Source organism: Williamsia sp., assembly GCF_036566845.1.
Classification (GTDB): domain Bacteria; phylum Actinomycetota; class Actinomycetes; order Mycobacteriales; family Mycobacteriaceae; genus Williamsia.
In genome coordinates, this window is record NZ_DATCVM010000018.1 from 1 (window position 1) to 19635 (window position 19635).

Sequence of the window (19635 nt, forward strand, 5' to 3'; positions counted from 1 at the left end):
CCGCCACGAGATGATCCGCGCCGACGTCGGCGGTCGCGGCGGGCCCGGTCGCCACGACCGCCGACGTCGACCACCCCTGCCGCTGAGACGATCTCCCGCACCGGTATCAAATTCCCGGATTTGGGCAAACTCGGTTCGACCAGTTACTGACGGCAGTACCGTAAGGACTACCGTAACCCGACCCGCCCGGGTCGGCGGTAACTGAGATCTCGTCGGGAGCCCGTCCGGGTCAACGACGACCAGGACAGTGGGAGAGACTCCGATGACATATCGCGTGGTGCAGTGGACAACCGGCAATGTCGGCAAGCAGTCGGTCGAAGCGGTGGTGAAGCACCCCGACTTCGAACTCGTCGGTTGCTACGCCTATGCGGCGGAGAAAGTCGGCCAGGACACCGGAACCCTGTGCGGGCTCGCACCTGCCGGGGTCACGGCGACCGACGACATCGACGAATTGCTCTCGCTGAAACCGGACTGCGTCATCTACAACCCCATGTGGGTGAACGTCGATGAGATGGTCCGGATTCTCGAGGCGGGCGTGAACATCGTCACGACAGCGTCATTCATCACCGGACATTCCCTCGGCGACGGTCGGGCCCGAATCATCGAGGCATGCGAAAAGGGCAGCGCCACGGTCTTCGGTTCGGGCATCAACCCCGGATTCGCCGACTTCATCGCGATTGCGTCGACCAGCGGATGCGATCAGATCGACAAGATCACCGTCACCGAGACCGCCGACATCAGCGGCTACGACTCGCCCGCAACCGAGATTCCGGTCGGCTTCGGTCGCCCGATCGATGACCCCGAACTGTTCGAATTGACACGGGCGGGCACCGCGATCTTCGAAGACGCGGTCCGCCTGTTCGGGGACGCCCTCGGTGTCGAGTTCGATGAGGTGGTCTGCGAGGCGGAGTACGCCGAGACGACACAGGACATCGACCTCGGTTCGTGGAGCATCTCCGCCGGCTGTGTTGCCGGGATCGCCGCCAGCTGGCACGGGAAGGTCGCCGGACGAAGCATCGTCGAACTCCGCTTCCGCTGGCGCAAGGGACAATCCCTCAAGCCGGAATGGTCTATCGACGGCCCCACATATCTCGTCGAGATCGACGGCCGCCCGAGTATCCGTACCGCCATCGACGTCTTGCCGCCGAAGGATTTCAAGGGCCAAACCCTGAACGACTTCATGGTGCTGGGAATGGTCGCGACGGCGATGCCGACCCTCAATGCGATCCCGCAGGTGGTCGCCGCCGAACCAGGGATCGCGACGTACACCAGCCTGCCATTGCCCCTGCCTCGTGGTTTGGTGACGCTCTGACGTCGCCGGGCGCGCGGCTCAGCTTCGCATCTGCGCGCCCACCGCCGACGTCGCCGCTGCCAGCGCTGCGTCGCGGGCGGCCGTTGCCTCGTCTTCGGTGAGGGTGCGGTCGGCGGCCCGGAAGCGGAGCGAGAAGGTGAGGGACTTCTTGCCCTCGCCCACCTGCTCGCCGGTGAAGACGTCGAACACGGCGATGCTCTCGAGGAGTTCACCGGCGCCGGCCTCGAGTGCGGCGCGGACGTCTTCGGCGGCCACGTCGGCATCAACGACCACCGCGAGGTCCTGCAGAACCGGCGGATACGGCGAGATCCGTGGCGAGACAAGCGCATTGCTCACCGGAATCGCGTCGAGGTCGATCTCCAGGGCCAGCGCGCGCGGCGGCAGGTGCAAACGCTCCAGCACTGCCGGATGCAATTCGCCGGCCCACCCGACCACGACGCCGTCGGCGACGATCTCGCCACAACGACCGGGGTGCCACGGCACCTGTACGGCCGAACGCAGCGTCAGTTCGACGCCCGCGGCCTGACCGATGATCGAGGCGGCGTCGAACACGTCGGTGGTGTCGGCAACACGTCCCTTACCCCACGGCCCCGCGGGTTCCCGCAGACCCGTCAACACAGCGGCAACGTGCAGCGGCTGCGCCGGAAGCGATTCGACCAACTCCGCGATCTGCTCCGCGCTGGGCCGCCGGTCCACCGGCAGCGCATCGATCGGGCGTACATTCTGACCGCCCAAGACCACCTGGCCGATGGTGTACATCGACAGATCCCGTTGGCCGCGAGCAAGATTGCGCCCGACCATCTCGAGCAGGCCCGGCAGCAGCGTGGTGTTCAGCTCGGGGCGATCGGCTTCGAGCGGATTGAGCACCGTCACCGTGGCCCGACGCGGGTCATCGGCGGGCAGATCCCACAGATCGAACACACCGGCCGGCATGAACGGATACGGCAGGACCTCGGCGTAACCCGACAACGCAAGGCTGCGTCCGACGCTGCGGCGACGGAGCTGGCGCGGCGTCAGACCACGGCCGCCAGGGGCGGTCGGCAGTTGGGTCGGGATGTTCTCGTAGCCCTCGAGACGCAACACCTCTTCGACGAGGTCTGCGCTCAGCCGCAGATCGGGCCGCCAGCTGGGCGGGGTGACGGTGAGTATGTCGCCAGCTGCCTCCACCGTGCATCCCACCTGGACGAGGCGCTGCCGCGCCGTGCCGACCGGATAGTCGATTCCAGCTGTTGCCGACGGCGCTCGCTCCGCCATGAGCACTGTCACCGCAGGCGCCACCGCGCCGGCATCGGTGTACGTCGAATCGACCGTGCCACCGCAGATCTCCGCCAGCAGGGACGCAGCACGCAGGAGCGCGATGTGGGTGACCTCTGGGTCGACAACTCGCTCGAAGCGCTTGCTGGCCTCACTGGTGAGGCGATGACGCTTGGCGGTGCGGAACACCGAGACCGGGTTGAACGTCGCCGATTCCAGCAACACATCGGTGCTCGCGATGTTGATCTCGGTGGCAGCGCCACCCATCACTCCCGCCAGGGCGATCGGACCGGTGTCGTCGGTGATGACAACATCTTCCGGATCGAGGTCGCGCACCACGTCGTCGAGCGTGGTCAGCTTCTCCCCCGCGGTCGCGCGCCGGACCCGGATGTCACCGGAAAGCTTGGTCGCATCGAAGGCATGCAGGGGCTGACCCAATTCGAGCATGACGTAGTTCGTGATGTCGACCGCTGCCGAGATCGGCCGCACACCGGACATCATCAGCCGCTTGACCATCCACCACGGACTCGGTGCCGACGGATCGATGCCGCGAACCACCAGCGCGCAATAGCGGGTGGCGCCGGACTCCGGGTCGAGGTGCACGGCCGGACCCGAGTCACCAGCGCTGGTCCGCAGCGTCGGTGCCGTTGCCGGATCCGCGAACGGCAGGTCGAAACTGCACGCGAGTTCGCGGGACAGCCCACGTGCCGAGAACGCATAGCCGCGATCCGGGGTGACGTTGACGTCGATGATCGTGTCGTCGAGACCGAGCACTCCGCGTGCATCGGTGCCCGGTGCCGCGATCTGCGGCGGCAGGACCAGGATGCCGCTGTGATCGTTGCCGATACCCAGCTCGGTGACCGAGCAGATCATGCCATCGGACGTCTTGCCGTAGGTCTTGCGGGTGGCGATCGCGAAATCACCGGGCAGGACACTACCGGGCAGCGCCGCCACAATCAGATCACCTTCGGCGAAGTTCCTTGCGCCGCAGACAATGTCGCGGTCCTTGTCCTCACCCACATCGACCTGGCAGAAGCGGATCGGCTTCTTGAACTCGGTGAGCTCCTCGATCTTGGTGACCCGGCCGATCACCAACGGCCCGGTGACCTCCGGCAACGGAGTGATGTCTTCGATCTCGAACCCGACGCGAACAAAGGCCTCATCGACCTCGGCGGACGACTTGCTCCACCCGGGAGTGCCCTGTTGCAGGATCTCTGTCAGCCACGACTGCGCTAATTGCACTGGAAACTCAGCTCTTTCGTTTGTTCTGCGTACTCAGGCGCCGGGACCGAAAGGCACCGTGAAACGGATGTCGCCCTCGACCATGTCGCGCATGTCGGGCAGATCGTTGCGGAACTGCAGGGTGCGTTCCAATCCCATGCCGAACGCGAATCCCGAGTAGACGTCCGGATCGATTCCACTGGCGCGCAGCACATTCGGATGGACCATGCCGCAGCCGCCCCATTCGACCCAGCCCGCGCCACCCTTCTTGCCCGCGAACCAGACGTCGACCTCGGCGGACGGTTCGGTGAACGGGAAGTAGCTCGGGCGCATCCGCGTGACCGTCTCCGGGCCGAACAACGCCTTGGCGAAGTGATCGAGTGTGCCCCGCAGGTGCGCCATCGTCAGCCCCTTGTCCACGGCGAGCCCTTCGACCTGGTGGAACACGGGAGTGTGGGTGGCGTCCAGTTCGTCGGTGCGGAACGTCCGGCCCGGGCAGGCGACGTAGATCGGCAGCTCCCGAGACAGCATGGCGCGCACCTGGACCGGCGAGGTGTGGGTCCGGAGCACCTGCCGCGATTCCGGCGGGGCGATGTAGAAGGTGTCTTGCATCGACCGCGCGGGGTGATCCGGCAGGAAGTTCAGCGCGTCGAAGTTGAAGTGCTCGGTCTCGACCTCGGGACCCTCGGCGATCTCCCAGCCCATACCGACGAACACGTCGGCGACCTGGTCGCCGATCACCGTGATCGGGTGGCGGGCGCCCTGGGTCCGCCGGGCGGTCGGCAGCGTCACGTCAATGGCCTCGGCCACCAGAACCGCGGCGTCGCGCTCGGCGGTCAGAACGGCCAGACGCTCGTCGTACGCCTTCTGCGCCTGTCCACGAGCAACGTTGACCAGCTTGCCGGCCTCGGCCTTCTGCTCTTTCGGCAGCGCACCGAGTTCGCGGCGTGCCAAAGCGATCGGCGACTTGTCGCCGAGATGCTCGGTCTTGGCTGCTGCCAGGGCGGGCAGATCAACCGCGTCGGAAAATGCTGCGACAGCAGCGTCCACTGCGGTCGCCAATGTCTGGCTGTCGACGTCGGCCACGGCTGTGTTGACTCCCTTGCGTGTGAAACTTTTGAATGTATGCCTGTTCGAGCGAGGCACGGTCGATGGAACCGGCCGGCTCAACTGAGAGGGTAGTCGACCGCTCGAGTGGCATCGGCGCTGGCATACAGGCAGATCGCAGCTGCCGCGGCCAGGTTCAGGCTCTCCGCACGGCCCGGGATCGGAATGGAGATCCGGTGATCGGCCTGCGCCAGGATCGCGTCGGGCAATCCGTGCGCCTCGTTGCCGAACAGCCACGCGGTGGGACCGGCGAGTACCTCACCCGCCTCGGGAAGGCTCAGCTCGGCATCACCCGCGGTGGCGCAGATGGCAACACCGGCGCCACGAAGCGCAGCAAGGACGTCCGAGATGCTCCGCTCCCGGGCCAGGGGTACGTGGAACACGCTGCCCGCGGTCGAACGGACGCATTTCCCGTTGTGGGGATCGACGCTGTCGCCGGCCAGGATCACGCCATCGGCGCCCATCGCATCCGCGGTCCGGATGAGGGTGCCGGCGTTTCCCGGATCCGTCATCTCCACGGGCACCGCGAGGAGTCGCGGCGTATTGCTCAGAATCTCGGACAGCGGCACGTCGACCAGGTCGCAGACCACGAACAAACCGGTGCTGGTGATGGTCTCGGCCAGCTTGTCGGCGGCCCCTGCCGAGATGCGAAGGACCTCGACACCACCGGCCGCGGCGGTCTGCACCAGGTCGGCGTACCGGTCGAGTGCATCGTCGGTGGCGAGCAGGGTCTGCGCGCACCGCGTCGAGACCGCTGCGTCGACCGCGTTGAAGCCCTCGGCCAGGAAACTCCCGGCCTTACGTCGCGCCGCGGACCGGTGCAGCTTTGCATATGAAACAACCCGCGCCGAACGTTCGGTGAGAACGTCCGGCGCGGGGATGTTTATGTCAGTGCCGATCAGGCTGCGGGGGCGTTGACGTCAGCCGGCAGTGCCTTCTTGGCAACCGCGACCAGACCGGTGAAGGCCTCGGGATCGCTGACGGCGATCTCGGCGAGGATCTTGCGGTCGACCTCGACACCAGCGATCTTCAGACCCTGGATGAAGCGGTTGTAGGTGATGTCATTGGCCCGCGCCGCAGCGTTGATACGCGCGATCCACAGCTTGCGGAACTCACCCTTGCGGGCACGACGGTCACGGTAGGCGTAGGTCAGCGAGTGCAGCTGCTGCTCTTTGGCCTTGCGGTAGAGACGCGAACGCTGTCCGCGGTAGCCCTTGGAAGCCTCCAGGGTCGAACGACGCTTCTTCTGGGCGTTTACCGCCCTTTTTACGCGTGCCATTGTTGATTTACCTCTTAGTATGTGGCGGCCGGGAACCGGCAGCGGGTGGTCTGGTGGGGAGCGTCAGATCTTCAGCAGGCGCTTGATGCGGGGAGCATCGTTGTCGGAGACGACGACGGTGCCATCGAGACGACGGGTCTGCTTGGTGGGCTTGTGCTCCATCAGGTGGCGACGGCCCGCACGCTGACGGACGATCTTGCCGCTACCGGTCACCTTGAAACGCTTCGCGGTTCCCTTGTGGGTTTTGGTCTTGGGCATGGGAATGCCTTTCTCTTCTGAAAGCCTCTGGAGCCGGTCAGGCTTCGGGGTTGGCGGCCGGAGCCGGTCCCGAATCTGCCGCAGGCTTGCTGGGTGCATCCGGCTGGGGATGCGACTTCTGTGCTTGAGCTTGTGCTTGCGCTTTGGTCTTGGCGCCCTTGTGCGGTGCCAGAACCATCGTCATGTTGCGGCCATCCTGCTTGGCGGAGGTCTCTACGAACCCGTACTCGCCTACATCGGAGCCCAAACGCTGTAGCAGTCGGTAACCAAGTTCGGGTCGCGACTGCTCGCGTCCACGGAACATGATCGTCACCTTGACCTTCGACCCGGCTTCGAGGAAGCGGATGACGTGACCCTTTTTGGTCTCGTAATCGTGGTCGTCGATCTTGGGGCGGAGCTTCTGCTCCTTGATGACGGTCATCTGCTGGTTGCGACGCGATTCGCGCTGCTTCTGTGCCGCCTCGTATTTGAACTTGCCGTAGTCCATGATCTTGCAGACCGGCGGACGCGCATTCGGGGCAACCTCGACCAGATCGAGATCGGCCTCGATGGCCAAGCGCAGGGCATCCTCCACGCGGACGATGCCTACCTGCTCCGAGTTGGGGCCGACAAGCCGGACCTCGGGTACTCGGATGCGCTCATTGATACGAGTCTCAGTGCTGATGGGGCCTCCTCATTTATGTCCGCGAACGGAGGTGGTTCCTCGTGGCAGACGTTTTCAGTCAGGTTGGACCGCGGTAGCAACTGGTGAATCAGATCCTCAGCGAAAAGGCCCCGGATCGATGATGCTCATCGACGGGGCCCACACCGACCGGTTCATGTCACCTATCGCATCCCAGCGATCACAGCCTCCAACGCAGAGGCCACCGGAGATATTCCGCACAGCGGGCTCTCCGACGACAAAACCGGACCGTTCAACCGTGCGATGCTTCTTGCGAAGGCGTCGACGTCGAGCGGTGGGAGTGTGAACTCCACTTGCAACCCCGGCGTAAGCCAGGGCGGTCGTAGGTGAAAGTCTAACAGCCATGACGGAAAACCTGAATTCCGAGCCCGAAGTGCGCGACCTGGCCGAAATCCCGGCCATCGAGGTGATCACCCGAGCTGCGGTCATGTTGATGAGTGCCGCGGCCGAAAAGCTCGGTCTGTCCGAGCAAGATCCGTCGGCGAGCCCCCACCTCGACCTCGATGAGGCCCGCAAGCTGATCACCGCCCTCGCCGGCCTCATCCAGTCCTCGGTCGCCGACCTGGGCATCCACGCCTCCGCGCTGAGGGACGGACTCAAGAGCCTGCAACTCGCGTTCCGTGAGGCCAGTGCCCATCCCGACGAGCCCGGCCAGGGGCCCGGCGAAAAACAGACCGGTCCCGTCGCCGACTAAGCCCGATGATGTGGCCTTTTGGCGGCGCTCACCTGGGCTTTTGTTCGCCAAAAGGGCACATCTTCGGGGTGCCGGGGTGGGTCAGTGAGTGACGGCGCCTACCGAGGCCGAGCGCACCAGCTTCGCGTACTTGGAGAGCACACCCCGCTGATATTTGTGGTCGAGGGGCTGCCAGTCCTGTTTGCGTGACTCGAGTTCCTCGTCGTCGACGAGGAGGTCGAGGGTACGGGCGGCGATGTCGACCCGGATGCGGTCACCGTCGCGGATGAACGCGACCGGTCCTCCGTCGGAGGCTTCCGGTGCGATGTGGCCGATGCACAGACCGGTGGTTCCGCCGGAGAACCGGCCGTCGGTGAGCAACAACACGTCCTTGCCCAGGCCTGCGCCTTTGATCGCGCCGGTGATGGCCAGCATCTCCCGCATACCGGGGCCGCCTTTGGGACCCTCGTACCGGATGACGACCACATCGCCCTTCTCGATCACGCCGTCGGCCAGGGCGGCCAACGCTCCTTGCTCCCGTTCGAATACCCGGGCCGGGCCCTCAAAGGTGTCGGCGTCGAAGCCGGCGGACTTCACCACCGCACCTTCTGGCGCCAACGAGCCGTGCAGGATGGTGATCCCACCGGTCTTGTGGATCGGATTGTCCAGTGCCCGAATGACTTTCCCGTCCAGCGGGCCGATCTCCATCTCGTCGAGATTCTCGGCGAGGGTCTTGCCGGTGACGGTGAGGGCATCGCCGTGGAGCAGATCGGCGTCGAGCAAGGCCTTCATGATCACCGGGATGCCGCCGTGACGGTCGAAATCGTTCATCACATACCGGCCGAACGGCTTGAGGTCGCCGAGGTGTGGCGTGCGGTCGCCGATGCGGTTGAAGTCGTCGAGGTGCAGATCCACTTCGGCCTCGCTGGCGATGGCCAGCAGGTGCAGCACCGCGTTGGTGGAACCGCCGAGAGCCATCGTCACGGTGATCGCGTTCTCGAGCGCAGGTTTGGTGATGATGTCGCGGGCGGTGATGCCCAGCCGCAACAGATTGACCACGGCCTCCCCCGACCGGTGCGCGAACGCGTCCCGTCGGCGATCGGCCGCCGGCGGTGCCGCGGATCCCGGCAGGCTCATCCCCAGGGCCTCGGCGATCGATGCCATCGTGTTGGCGGTGTACATCCCGCCGCAGGCGCCTTCCCCGGGACAGATGGCCCGCTCGATGCGACCCAGATCGTCCTCGGACATCTTGCCCGCGCGACACGCGCCGACTGCCTCGAATGCGTCGATCAGGGTGACGTCGCGTTCGGTGCCATCGGCCAGTTTGACCCAGCCCGGCGCGATCGTGCCCGCATAGAGGAACACCGAGGCGAGGTCGAGACGGGCGGCGGCCATCAGCATGCCGGGAAGCGACTTGTCACAACCGGCCAGCAGGACCGAGCCGTCGAGGCGTTCGGCCTGCATCACCGTTTCCACCGAGTCCGCGATCACCTCCCGCGACACCAGTGAGAAATGCATGCCCTCGTGGCCCATCGAGATGCCGTCGGACACCGAGATGGTGCCGAACTCCAGCGGATACCCGCCACCGGCGTGCACGCCCTCCTTACTGGCCTGCGCCAGCCGGTCGAGCGAGAGATTGCACGGGGTGATCTCGTTCCAGGAACTGCCGATCCCGATCTGCGGCTTGCCCCAATCCTCGTCGCCCATCCCGACGGCACGCAGCATGCCCCGACTCGGAGCCGCACTGATCCCATCGGTGACGGTGCGGCTACGCGGCTTCATGTCGACCATCGGAACTCCTCGGTGTTGTCGTCGGCCGGTGTCGGCCCGTCATTCCCGGACACCACCATCAGCCTGTGGTGACCGCCTTCTTACGTCCAGTCTGCTTGGCGGCAGCCTTCCGTGGGGCCGCTTTACGAGCTGGCGGCGCCGCGGCGCTGGTCGGCTTCAATATCTCGGCCAGGAACTTGCCGGTGTGACTCAGTGGCACGGCGGCCACGTCTTCCGGAGTTCCCTCGACGACCACGGTGCCGCCGCCCGATCCGCCCTCCGGACCCATGTCGATGACCCAGTCGGCAGTCTTGATGACATCGAGGTTGTGCTCGATCACGATGACCGAGTTGCCCTTGTCGACCAGGCCGTTGATGACTTTGATCAGCTTGCGGATGTCCTCGAAGTGCAGGCCTGTGGTGGGTTCGTCGAGAATGTAGGCCGTCCGTCCGGTCGACCGTTTCTGGAGTTCGGCCGCCAGTTTCACGCGCTGCGCCTCGCCACCGGACAGTGTCGTCGCGGGCTGTCCGAGACGGACATACCCCAGCCCGACCTCGTTGAGGGTCTTGAGATACCGGTGGATCGACGTGATCGGCTCGAAGAAGTCTGCCGCCACCTCGATCGGCATGTCGAGCACCTCAGAGATGGTCTTGCCCTTGTAATGGACCTCGAGGGTTTCGCGGTTGTACCGGGCGCCGTGGCAGACCTCGCACGGAACATAGACGTCGGGCAGGAAGTTCATCTCGATCTTGATCGTTCCCTCACCCGAGCAGGCCTCGCCGCGGCCGCCCTTGACGTTGAACGAGAATCGTCCCGGCTGGTAGCCACGGACCTTGGCCTCGGTGGTCGCGGCGAACAGGGTGCGGATCTTGTCGAACACCCCGGTGTAGGTGGCCGGGTTCGATCGCGGGGTACGGCCGATCGGAGACTGGTCGACCCGGACCAGCTTGTCCAGGTTGTCCATCCCGTTGATGCGGGTGTGACGCCCCGGCACCTGACGGGCGCCGTTGAGCTTGTTCGCCATCACCGTTGCCAGGATGTCGTTGACGAGCGTCGACTTGCCCGATCCCGAGACACCGGTGACCGCGGTGAGAACGCCCAGCGGAAACACGACGTCGATCTCTTTGAGGTTGTGCTCACGCGCCCCGACCACGGTCAGCTGGCGCTTGCGGTCGATCGGCCGCCGGATCGCCGGGACCTCGAGCGTCGAACGCCCTGACAGGTAGGCGCCGGTGAGGGATTCCTCGTTTTTCAGCAGGTCGTGGTAGCTGCCGCTGTGCACAACCCGACCACCGTGCTCACCGGCGTGCGGGCCGATGTCGACGATCCAGTCGGCCGACCTGATCGTGTCTTCGTCGTGCTCGACGACGATCAGTGTGTTGCCCAGGTCGCGCAGCCGGGTCAGGGTGTCGATGAGCCGGCGGTTGTCGCGTTGATGCAGTCCGATCGACGGTTCGTCGAGGACGTAGAGGACACCGGCCAGGCCGGAACCGATCTGGGTGGCCAGGCGGATACGCTGCGCCTCACCGCCGGACAACGAGCCTGCAGCGCGGGACAGCGACAGGTATTCCAGGCCCACGTCGAGCAGGAATCGGATACGTGACTGCACCTCTTTGAGGACCTGTCCGGCGATGGCCTCCTCGCGCTTGCCGAGCTTGAGGTCGGAGAGGTAGTCGGCGCATTCGGCCACCGACAATGCACAGACCTCGGCGATCGATTTCTCGCCGAACCGCTGATGATCGAGTGTGACGGCGAGGATCTCGGGACGCAGTCGCGCGCCCTTGCACGTGGGGCACGGGATATCCCGCATGTACCCCTCGTAGCGGTCTTTCATCTGTTCCGACTCGGTCTGTTCCATCCGGCGGTGCAGGAAAGACATCACGCCTTCGAACTCGGTGTAGTACGAGCGCGTGCGGCCGTACCGGTTGCGGAACTTCACGTGGACCTGATGTTCGCTACCGGTGAGAATTGCCTTGCGGGCCTTGGCCGGGAGCTTCTTCCACGGGGTCTCGGTGTCGAAGCCCATCGCGTCTCCGAGTCCGGACAGCAGCCGCAGGAAGTAGTCGGCATTGTGGCCGCCGGCCCACGGCGCGATCGCACCTTCGGCGAGCGTCAGATCTGAATCCGGGACGACCAGCTCTTCGTCGACCTCCTTGCGGATACCGAGTCCGTCGCAGTCGGAGCAGGCGCCGTAAGGCGAGTTGAACGAGAACGAGCGCGGCTCGAGATCGTCGATCGCGATGGGGTGGCCGTTGGGGCAGGCCATCCGCTCGGAGAACCTGCGCTCGCGATCGGGATCGTCTTCTTCGAGATCGACGAAGTCGAGCACGATCACACCGTCGGCCAGCCCCAGCGCCGTCTCCACCGAGTCGGTGAGACGCTGCTTGGCCGAGGCCTTCACCGAGAGACGGTCGACGACCACCTCGATGTCGTGCTTCTCCTGCTTCTTGAGCTTCGGAGGCTCGGCCAGCGGATGGACCACACCGTCGATCCGTGCGCGCGAGAATCCCTGCGTCTGCAGGGTGCCGAACAGGTCGACGAATTCACCCTTGCGAGTCCGGACCACCGGTGCCAGCACCTGGAACCGAATGCCCTCGTCCATCGCCAGCACCTGATCGACGATCTGCTGCGGGGTCTGCTTCTCGATGGCCGAACCGCACTCGGGGCAATGCGCCTTGCCCGCGCGTGCGTACAGCAGGCGGAGGTAGTCATAGACCTCGGTGATGGTGCCGACCGTCGACCGCGGGTTGCGGTTGGTCGACTTCTGATCGATCGAGACGGCGGGCGACAATCCCTCGATGAAGTCGACGTCGGGCTTGTCCATCTGCCCGAGGAACTGCCTGGCGTACGCGGAGAGTGATTCGACGTAGCGGCGCTGGCCCTCGGCGAAGATCGTGTCGAATGCCAGACTCGACTTGCCGGAGCCCGAGAGTCCGGTGAAGACGATCAAACTGTCGCGCGGGAGGTCCACGTCGACGCCGCGAAGATTGTGTTCGCGGGCTCCGCGCACGATGAGTCGATCAACCACTGTGGTCCTTATCGGGTTCGAATAGGCGTCTGCCAACCATCACTGATCGGCTGTTGGGCGTGTGCCAGAGGCGTACCCGGCAATGCTAGAGGCACCCACTGACAAGATACCGGCGACAGCAAATCAGCTGCGCGGATCGCACCCCGGGCCGACCCAGTTCAAACCTTCTGACCTGCGGTGATCCTCGTCGCCCAGACTGTGAGCAAGGCGACTATCACAAACGGCAGCCACATCGCCGACATGTCGAGTTCGCGGTAGGCTCCGGCGCCGGCGAGCGCCCCGACCGCCATCGCCGACCACAACAGGAAATGGCGGGCCCACACCCACCTCGGTCCACCGAACGCGGCGTCCACCAACCGCTGCGCCGCCTTCACCAGGGTCCCCGTCATGTAGGTCAGGCCCACCGAGACCTCGCCCGACTTCTCGAAGACCGAATTGAGTGTGCCCATCGCCACAGCGCCCACCATCAGCGCCACGAATCCGGACCAGGTGGCGGCACACACCGCCGACACCCCGAGAAGTGTTGTCACCGAACACAACACCGCCGTTCGCCCGCGCTCTCCCACCGCGATCCGTCGAATGACCGAACCGGCCATCACCCCGACCACGAACAGCCCGATGATCGACAGGCACCTCAGGGCGGTCGAGGTCATGCCCTCCACGAACGACGACGACATCTGCGTGGTGTTGCCGCTCATGAACGAGATGAAGTAGCCGCCGAGATGGATGAACGCCACCGCGTCCACGAACCCGGCGACCGCAGTCAGCGCCGCCGCCAACGCCAGTTCATTGCGGTCGATCGTGTTCACATCCGCACCGTCACAACCAACAACTCCTGACCGCAGCTGAACATAGCGATCAAGTATGCGCCACGGGTCTCGGTTCGGCTGGGTCGGCCGAGGCCGGCCTCCGGATGCTCACACACATCGCTGCGGCGACCACGCACAACCCGGCAGCCACGTAGAAGGCCACGTCATAACTGCCGTGCTCATCGCGCAGATATCCGGCACCAAAGGCCGCGACCGCGGCACCGAGTTGATGGGAGGCGAACACCCAACCGAACACCACCGGCGTGTTCGCGCCGAAGTAGCTCCGGCACAGCGCGATGGTCGGTGGCACCGTCGCCACCCAGTCGAGTCCGTAGAAGATGATGAACACCCAGGTGCTCGGTTCGGCATGTGGCGACAGCAACACCGGCAACGTCATCAGCGAGATGCCGCGACCGACGTAGTAGACGCCGAGCAGAACGCGCGGATCGACGCGGTCGGTGAGCCAACCCGAGAAGACCGTGCCCGCGACGTCGAAGATGCCGATGGTCGCGAGCAGGGTCGCGGCGACCGTCGTGGGCATGCCGTGATCGTGGGCCGCTGGGATGAAGTGGGTGCCGATGAGCCCGTTGGTTGTCATGCCGCAGATCGCAAAGCTGCCCGCGAGAAACCAGAACACCCGGGTGCGCGCGCCGATCACCAGCCCGTCCAGTGCGCTCCGGAAACTGCCGCCCGCAGGAACCGGTGGTGCTTCCTGCAGCGGGGCGCCGTAGGGGCCGATACCCTTGTCGGACGGGTGGTTACGCATGAACACGAGGACCAGCGGAACCACGGCGAGCGCGGATGCGGCCACGATGATCGACGCCCACCGCCACCCGGCACGCGTGGTCACCTCCGCGATCAACGGCAGGAAGATCAGCTGACCGGTGGCGCTGGCCGCAGTCAGGACACCGGTCACGAGTCCGCGTTTCTCGACGAACCACCGGGTGGCGACCGTCGCGACGAAACCCATCGAGATCGATCCGGTCCCGATGCCGACGAGCACGCCCCAGAGCAGCATGAGCTGCCAGCTCTCGGTCATGAACACACTCAGCGCGGTTCCGGTGGCGATCAAGCTGAGCGCCCCGGCAAGGATCGGCCGGACACCGTAACGATCCATGAGGGCCGCGGCGAAGGGGGCGGTCAACCCGAACAGCGTCATGTTTATCGACATCGCGAGCCCGACGGTCCCGTGAGACCAGCCGAATTCGGAGTTGAGCGGTTCCATCATCACGCTCGGAACCGAGCGGAATCCGGCCGCGGCCAACAGCGCGATGAAGGCGACGGCAGCGACCACCCAGGCCCAATGGAGGTGGCCGGGGGTGCGGGCAGAGGAACGCTTCACGATCGTCACCCGAAACAGTCTGACGAGCCGCCACCTCAGACACCACTGGCATAAATGACATCATCTGTAGAATAACTGCCATGATCGACGACGACTTCACGCCCCACCGGCTGGTGGTGCTTTTGCTCGCGCCCGTTGTCGGCTTCGACGCAACAATCCCCTCGATGGTGTTCTCGCAGGCCACGGACGATCGCGGACGTCCGCTCTACGACGTCCGGTTCGCCGGACTCACCTCAGATCCCGTCGAGACCATGTCCGACTTCATGCTGATACCGGGCGACGGGCCCGAAGCGCTCGCGGAGGCCGACACGGTCCTGATCCCGGGCACCCGGATGCCGGCGGTGCGCTACGAGGGCGACTGCCCCGACGACCTCCGGGCGGCGTTCGAACTCGTCCGGCCGGGGACTCGTATGGTGTCGATCTGCACGGGCGCATTTGCGCTGGCCGCGGCCGGAATCCTCGACGGCCGACCGGCGACCACCCACTGGCACAAGGCGGACGACTTCCGCCGGATGTATCCGGGCGTCGACCTCGACGAGGGTGTTCTGTTCGTCGACGACGGCGACGTCCTCACCTCGGCGGGCCTCGCGGCCGGCATCGACCTCTGCCTGCACATCATCCGGCGCGATCATGGTGCGCGGGTCGCCAACCGGGTTGCCAAGTATTGCGTGGTCCCACCGTGGCGAGATGGTGGACAAGCACAGTTCATCACTGCCGCGGTTCCCGAGTCCGACAGCAGTTCCACCGCGGGTGTTCGCGATTGGGCCCGCCACAACCTGACCGAACCACTGACGGTTGCCCAGCTGGCCGGACGCGCACACATGAGCGTGCGCACGTTCAACCGCCGATTCCGGGAAGAGACCGGCGACACCCCGGGCGTCTGGGTACGAAAACAGCGTCTTCATCTGGCGCGCGAACTACTGGAAACGCGGGACCTCCCGGTGGATGAGGTGGCACAGTTGTCCGGCCTGGTCACCGGCTCGAATCTGCGCCACCAGCTCCGGACCCATCTGGGCACCTCCCCCACCCACTATCGGCGGACGTTCCAGGGCAGGTGAGCCACAAACCCTCAGCCGGACGGTTAGGGTTGACCTCATGAGTGCAGCGGCCCCGATTTCCGACAACTACACCGGCGACTTCAGCAATTCGGATGTGCCACAACGCAAAACCACTCCGAATGCAACGATCCTCAAACTGTCCGTCGGTCCGATGGACAACAACGTCTACGTCATCACGTGCCGCGAAACCGGCAAGGCGTTGCTGATCGACGCGGCGAACGACGCCGATGTACTGATCGACCTGATCAAGAACCACGGCAACATCGAGTCGATCTTCACCACCCACTGGCACCCCGATCACTGGATCGCCCTCGAAGAAGTGGTGAAGGCCACCGGTCTACCCACCGCTGCGGGCCGCATCGACGCGCCGCCGATCCAGGTACCGACCGATCGGCTCGTCGACGAAGGCGACGTCATCGAGGTCGGGAACCTGAAACTGGGCACCATCCACGTCAAGGGTCACACCGACGGTTCCATCGCCCTGTTCTTCGACGACGATGTCACCCACCTGTTCACCGGTGACTGTCTGTTCCCCGGCGGTGTCGGCAAGTCGCAGACGCCCGAGGACTTCCAATCGCTGATCGCCGACGTCAGCACCAAGCTGTTCGACCGGTTCGACGACAGCACGGTGGTCTACCCGGGACACGGTCTCGACACCGGTCTCGGTGCCGAGCGCCCCCATCTCGACGAGTGGCGCGAACGAGGCTGGTAGAAAGCCCGCGCTCGGGGTACCCGGTCAATGTCCGTCTATCCGCTCGGGTGGAACCCCATCCGACAACCATGTTCAATCCGTGAATTTTCGACAAGCAGATTCGAATAGACAGTGTCTTGAGGAGGCCCTTAAATGCTGATTCGCCGAATTGCCCGTCCCATGCTCGCTGCGGCGTTCATCGCCACCGGGATCGAGGTGATCCGACGTCCGGAACCGTTGGCCGAAGCCACGCAACCATTCGTCGACAAGGCCAAGGCGGCGCTACCGCCGACGGCCGCAGATCTCATCCCCGCCGACGCGCAGGCGGTGGTCCGTCTCAACGGCGCCATCCACATCGTCGGCGGTTTGGCGTTGGCCACGGGTAAGTTCCCGCGTCTGGCCGCACTGTCGCTGACCGGAGTTGTTGTCCCGACGACTCTTGCCGGACACGATTTCTGGAACGAGACCGACCCGCACGAGCGGGCCGAGCAGCAGGCACACTTCATCCAGAACGTGGGTCTGCTCGGCGGTCTTCTGCTCGCCACCGTGGACACCGAAGGCAAGCCGTCACTCGCGTGGCGCGGGCGCAAAGCCGCATCGGACGCCGGAGAGAAGCTGGTGGCAGCGCTGCCATCGGGTTCGAACGGGTCACCCACGACCGACGCACTCACCGACAAGGCATCGCACTTCGCGGAAGTTCTCTCCGAACGCTCCGGTGAGCTCGCACATGTGGTGGCCGAGCGATCGGGCGAGCTGGCCGAGGTCGCGGCCGATCGCGGCAGCAAGTTGGCCGACGTCGCAGCTGATCACGGCAGCAAGCTGGCCGCGGTTGCGTCTGAGCAGGGCAGCAAGTTCGCCGACGTCGCCTCCGATCGTGTGTCGGATTTGACCGACGTCGCCGCCGCCAAGGGCGCCGTGTGGGCGGATGCCGCGTCCGAGCAGGGCGCTGCGCTGAGCAAAACCGCCGCAAAACGGCAAGCAGCACTGAGCAAAGCCGCCTCGAAGCAGCAGGCAGCGCTGAACAAGGCCGCGGCCGAGAAGCAGGCCAAGTTGAGCAAGGCTGCGGCCAAGAAGCAGGCCAAGCTGAGCAAGAAGGCCGGGAAGAAGCAGGCGCAGGTGATCGACGCGGCCACGAATCACCGCTCAGAGCTCGCCGATTCTGCCGCCAAAGCCTGGGATTCGACGTACCAGCATGCCGAGCACGCCCTGGCAACGGTGCGTGAGAAGGCCCCGGAGTTGGCCGAATCCGTGCGCGAGTATGGCGTCGAGGTCGCAGAGCGTGCCGCTGACGAGAGCGCCAAGCTCTCCGCGCGTGCCCGCAGGCAGGCGAAGAAGGCCCGGAAAGCCACCGACAAGGCCGCAGCGAAGGCCGCCTCGAAGGTGTGATCCGATTCGGTGGGTGCGCGGGTTCTCAGCCGAGAATCGCACGGGCTGCGGCCCGCGCACCCGCCGGATCCGAGGTTTGCGACACCGCTGTGGCGGCCCGACGGCAATCGTCGAGGCTGACGGCGCCGAGCTTCGCCCCGACTCCGGCCACCGCGGAGGCCGCCGCCGACAATGATGTGACCCCGAGTCCGACCAGTACGCAGGCCAGGAGCGGATCCGCCGCGGCCTCACCACACACACCTACCGGCTTGCCGGCGGCCGCACCGGCCGCCGCGGTCCGGGCAACCAACGACAGCACCGCCGGCTGCCAAGGGTCGGTCAGCTCGGCCAGATCCGCCGACATCCGATCGGCAGCCATCGTGTACTGCGCGAGGTCGTTGGTTCCGATGGACAGGAAATCGACGTACTCGAGGATTCGCTCCGCCAGCAGCGCCGCGGCCGGCACCTCGATCATCACGCCGGGCACCAATCCGCGTTCGCGGACCTTGCCGGCGAACCACTCCGCCTCGGCGGCGGTGGAGATCATCGGCGCCATCACCCAGGGAGCTCGCAGGCCTTCGGCTGCTGCCGCCACCCCGTCGAGCTGACGATCGAGAAGTCCGTTGTCCCGTGCGGCAATTCGAATGCCGCGTACACCCAGCGCCGGGTTGGCCTCGTCGGGATGGCTGGCAAAACGCAGCGGCTTGTCCGAGCCGGCGTCGAGCGTTCGCAACACCACTTTGGATTCGGGGAATGCCTCGATCACCTCACGGTAGATGGCTGCCTGTTCGTCGACCGTCGGCTCCTTCTCCCGGTCCAGGAAACAGAGTTCGGTGCGGAACAGCCCCACGCCACCGGCCGCGGTGCCTGCCGCGACCCGGGCGCCGGCCCCGTCTTGCACATTGGCGAGCACGTCGACGCGATGGCCGTCCGAGGTCGCGCCGGGACCCGACCATGCGGCGGTGCGGGCCGCGACCAGCTGATGTGCGGCCACGGCCTTCGCCGCCACCTGCTCGTCGGGTGAGACGGTGAGTTCACCGGCACCTCCGTCGATCAGCACCTGCGTGCCGGCGACCACGGTGTCGAGTCCGATCACCGCGACAACGCAGGGGATCCCGAGTTGCCGGGCGATGATCGCGGTGTGGCTGGTCGGTCCGCCGAGAGAGGTCGCCAGCCCGATGATCAGAGATGGGTCGAGCCCGGCGGTGTCGGCCGGCGCCAGGTCGTCGGCGAGGAGTACGGAGGGCACGTCCGGAACCGGGACCCCCGGCTCGGGCAGGCCCGACAACTCGGCGAGGACCCGGTCCCGGATGTCGTTGAGGTCGGTCACCCGCTCGGCCATCAGCCCACCGAGCTTCGCGAACAGGTCGGCGAACTGCGCGGTCGCGGCAACCGCGGCCGCCGCGGCCGAACTGCCGGTGGAGATCAGTTTCTCGGCCGCACCCTGCCATCCTCGATCGGTGGCCATCGCCGCGTTGGCCGCGAGCACCTCCGACGCCGATCCGCTCGATATCGCGGCCCGGTCCTGGAGTCGCTTCGCAACCGCGGCGGTGGCCTTACCAAATGCCTGTAGCTCTGCGTCGCGGTCCGCCTCGGGCACGGGATTCATGTCGATCGTCGGTTCCACACGTGGTCCGGGCACCACCGCCGGTCCCAGGACCACCCCGGGCACCACAGGAGTACCTCGCAGAACCTGACGCGTGCTCTTCACCTGCGCTGACATCGCCATCCGACCTCCTCAAGCCGTTCCGAACATGTGGTGCGTCTGAACACACACACCGTGTTG

The 19635-nt window shown here is 65.7% G+C and carries 16 protein-coding genes; 5 read left to right on the forward strand and 11 right to left on the reverse strand.

All coding sequences use genetic code 11. The annotated features are described in order from the left end of the window. Positions 1-262 precede the first annotated feature (262 nt). Complete coding sequence (locus VIQ49_RS00845) at positions 263-1312, forward strand: dihydrodipicolinate reductase (protein WP_331879934.1); 1050 nt, start codon at positions 263-265, stop codon at positions 1310-1312. Positions 1313-1330: 18 nt separating this feature from the next. Here the strand turns inward: VIQ49_RS00845 and pheT are convergent, their stop codons facing one another. From pheT to infC, 6 genes are all read right to left on the reverse strand, one after another. Beyond that, positions 1331-3808, reverse strand: a complete 2478-nt coding sequence (gene pheT / locus VIQ49_RS00850) for a phenylalanine--tRNA ligase subunit beta (RefSeq protein WP_331879936.1) — start codon at positions 3806-3808, stop codon at positions 1331-1333. A gap of 33 nt (positions 3809-3841) precedes the next feature. After that, positions 3842-4873, reverse strand: coding sequence for a phenylalanine--tRNA ligase subunit alpha (pheS, locus tag VIQ49_RS00855; RefSeq protein ID WP_331879938.1), 1032 nt, complete (start codon positions 4871-4873; stop codon positions 3842-3844). A gap of 80 nt (positions 4874-4953) precedes the next feature. Continuing rightward, positions 4954-5793, reverse strand: coding sequence for a TrmH family RNA methyltransferase (locus tag VIQ49_RS00860; RefSeq protein ID WP_414731548.1), 840 nt, complete (start codon positions 5791-5793; stop codon positions 4954-4956). Continuing rightward, positions 5793-6173, reverse strand: a complete 381-nt coding sequence (rplT, locus tag VIQ49_RS00865; protein WP_331879940.1) for a 50S ribosomal protein L20 — start codon at positions 6171-6173, stop codon at positions 5793-5795. Before rplT ends, VIQ49_RS00860 begins: the two co-directional genes overlap by 1 nt. Before the next feature lie 63 nt (positions 6174-6236). After that, entirely contained in the window at positions 6237-6431 is a 195-nt protein-coding gene (rpmI, locus tag VIQ49_RS00870; protein WP_331879942.1) for a 50S ribosomal protein L35, read from the reverse strand. Positions 6432-6468: 37 nt separating this feature from the next. Then, positions 6469-7095, reverse strand: a complete 627-nt coding sequence (infC, locus tag VIQ49_RS00875) for a translation initiation factor IF-3 (protein ID WP_331879966.1) — start codon at positions 7093-7095, stop codon at positions 6469-6471. Positions 7096-7456: 361 nt separating this feature from the next. On the opposite strand from infC, the gene VIQ49_RS00880 reads away from it, so the two are divergent. Then, positions 7457-7807, forward strand: coding sequence for a DUF1844 domain-containing protein (locus tag VIQ49_RS00880; protein ID WP_331879944.1), 351 nt, complete (start codon positions 7457-7459; stop codon positions 7805-7807). Between the two features lie 81 nt (positions 7808-7888). Here VIQ49_RS00880 and ilvD read toward each other — a convergent pair whose 3' ends face one another. From ilvD to VIQ49_RS00900, 4 genes are all read right to left on the reverse strand, one after another. After that, positions 7889-9577: a dihydroxy-acid dehydratase gene (gene ilvD, locus VIQ49_RS00885; protein WP_331879946.1), complete on the reverse strand. Its 1689-nt coding sequence runs from the start codon at positions 9575-9577 to the stop codon at positions 7889-7891. Between the two features lie 58 nt (positions 9578-9635). After that, complete coding sequence (uvrA, locus tag VIQ49_RS00890; protein WP_331879947.1) at positions 9636-12584, reverse strand: excinuclease ABC subunit UvrA; 2949 nt, start codon at positions 12582-12584, stop codon at positions 9636-9638. A gap of 158 nt (positions 12585-12742) precedes the next feature. Next, entirely contained in the window at positions 12743-13393 is a 651-nt protein-coding gene (locus VIQ49_RS00895) for a YoaK family protein (RefSeq protein WP_331879949.1), read from the reverse strand. 49 nt (positions 13394-13442) lie between these two features. Beyond that, the gene (locus VIQ49_RS00900; RefSeq protein WP_331879950.1) at positions 13443-14744 is read right to left on the reverse strand and encodes an MFS transporter; all 1302 of its coding nucleotides are present in this window, start codon (positions 14742-14744) and stop codon (positions 13443-13445) included. Between the two features lie 71 nt (positions 14745-14815). On the opposite strand from VIQ49_RS00900, the gene VIQ49_RS00905 reads away from it, so the two are divergent. From VIQ49_RS00905 to VIQ49_RS00915, 3 genes are all read left to right on the forward strand, one after another. After that, complete coding sequence (locus VIQ49_RS00905) at positions 14816-15793, forward strand: GlxA family transcriptional regulator (protein WP_331879951.1); 978 nt, start codon at positions 14816-14818, stop codon at positions 15791-15793. Between the two features lie 37 nt (positions 15794-15830). Then, positions 15831-16505, forward strand: coding sequence for an MBL fold metallo-hydrolase (locus VIQ49_RS00910; RefSeq protein ID WP_331879952.1), 675 nt, complete (start codon positions 15831-15833; stop codon positions 16503-16505). 132 nt (positions 16506-16637) lie between these two features. Next, entirely contained in the window at positions 16638-17870 is a 1233-nt protein-coding gene (locus tag VIQ49_RS00915) for a DoxX family protein (protein WP_331879953.1), read from the forward strand. A gap of 25 nt (positions 17871-17895) precedes the next feature. Here VIQ49_RS00915 and VIQ49_RS00920 read toward each other — a convergent pair whose 3' ends face one another. Then, the gene (locus VIQ49_RS00920; protein ID WP_331879954.1) at positions 17896-19578 is read right to left on the reverse strand and encodes a putative PEP-binding protein; all 1683 of its coding nucleotides are present in this window, start codon (positions 19576-19578) and stop codon (positions 17896-17898) included. Positions 19579-19635 lie beyond the last annotated feature (57 nt).

What these genes read in the sequence shown, in the direction of transcription:
- VIQ49_RS00845 (WP_331879934.1), top strand. Translation starts at nt 263, where the DNA reads ATGACATATCGCGTGGTGCAGTGGACAACCGGCAATGTCGGCAAGCAG.
- rplT (WP_331879940.1), bottom strand. Translation starts at nt 6,173, where the DNA reads ATGGCACGCGTAAAAAGGGCGGTAAACGCCCAGAAGAAGCGTCGTTCG.
- rpmI (WP_331879942.1), bottom strand. Translation starts at nt 6,431, where the DNA reads ATGCCCAAGACCAAAACCCACAAGGGAACCGCGAAGCGTTTCAAGGTG.
- VIQ49_RS00880 (WP_331879944.1), top strand. Translation starts at nt 7,457, where the DNA reads ATGACGGAAAACCTGAATTCCGAGCCCGAAGTGCGCGACCTGGCCGAA.
- ilvD (WP_331879946.1), bottom strand. Translation starts at nt 9,577, where the DNA reads ATGGTCGACATGAAGCCGCGTAGCCGCACCGTCACCGATGGGATCAGT.
- VIQ49_RS00905 (WP_331879951.1), top strand. Translation starts at nt 14,816, where the DNA reads ATGATCGACGACGACTTCACGCCCCACCGGCTGGTGGTGCTTTTGCTC.
- VIQ49_RS00910 (WP_331879952.1), top strand. Translation starts at nt 15,831, where the DNA reads ATGAGTGCAGCGGCCCCGATTTCCGACAACTACACCGGCGACTTCAGC.
- VIQ49_RS00915 (WP_331879953.1), top strand. Translation starts at nt 16,638, where the DNA reads ATGCTGATTCGCCGAATTGCCCGTCCCATGCTCGCTGCGGCGTTCATC.
- VIQ49_RS00920 (WP_331879954.1), bottom strand. Translation starts at nt 19,578, where the DNA reads ATGGCGATGTCAGCGCAGGTGAAGAGCACGCGTCAGGTTCTGCGAGGT.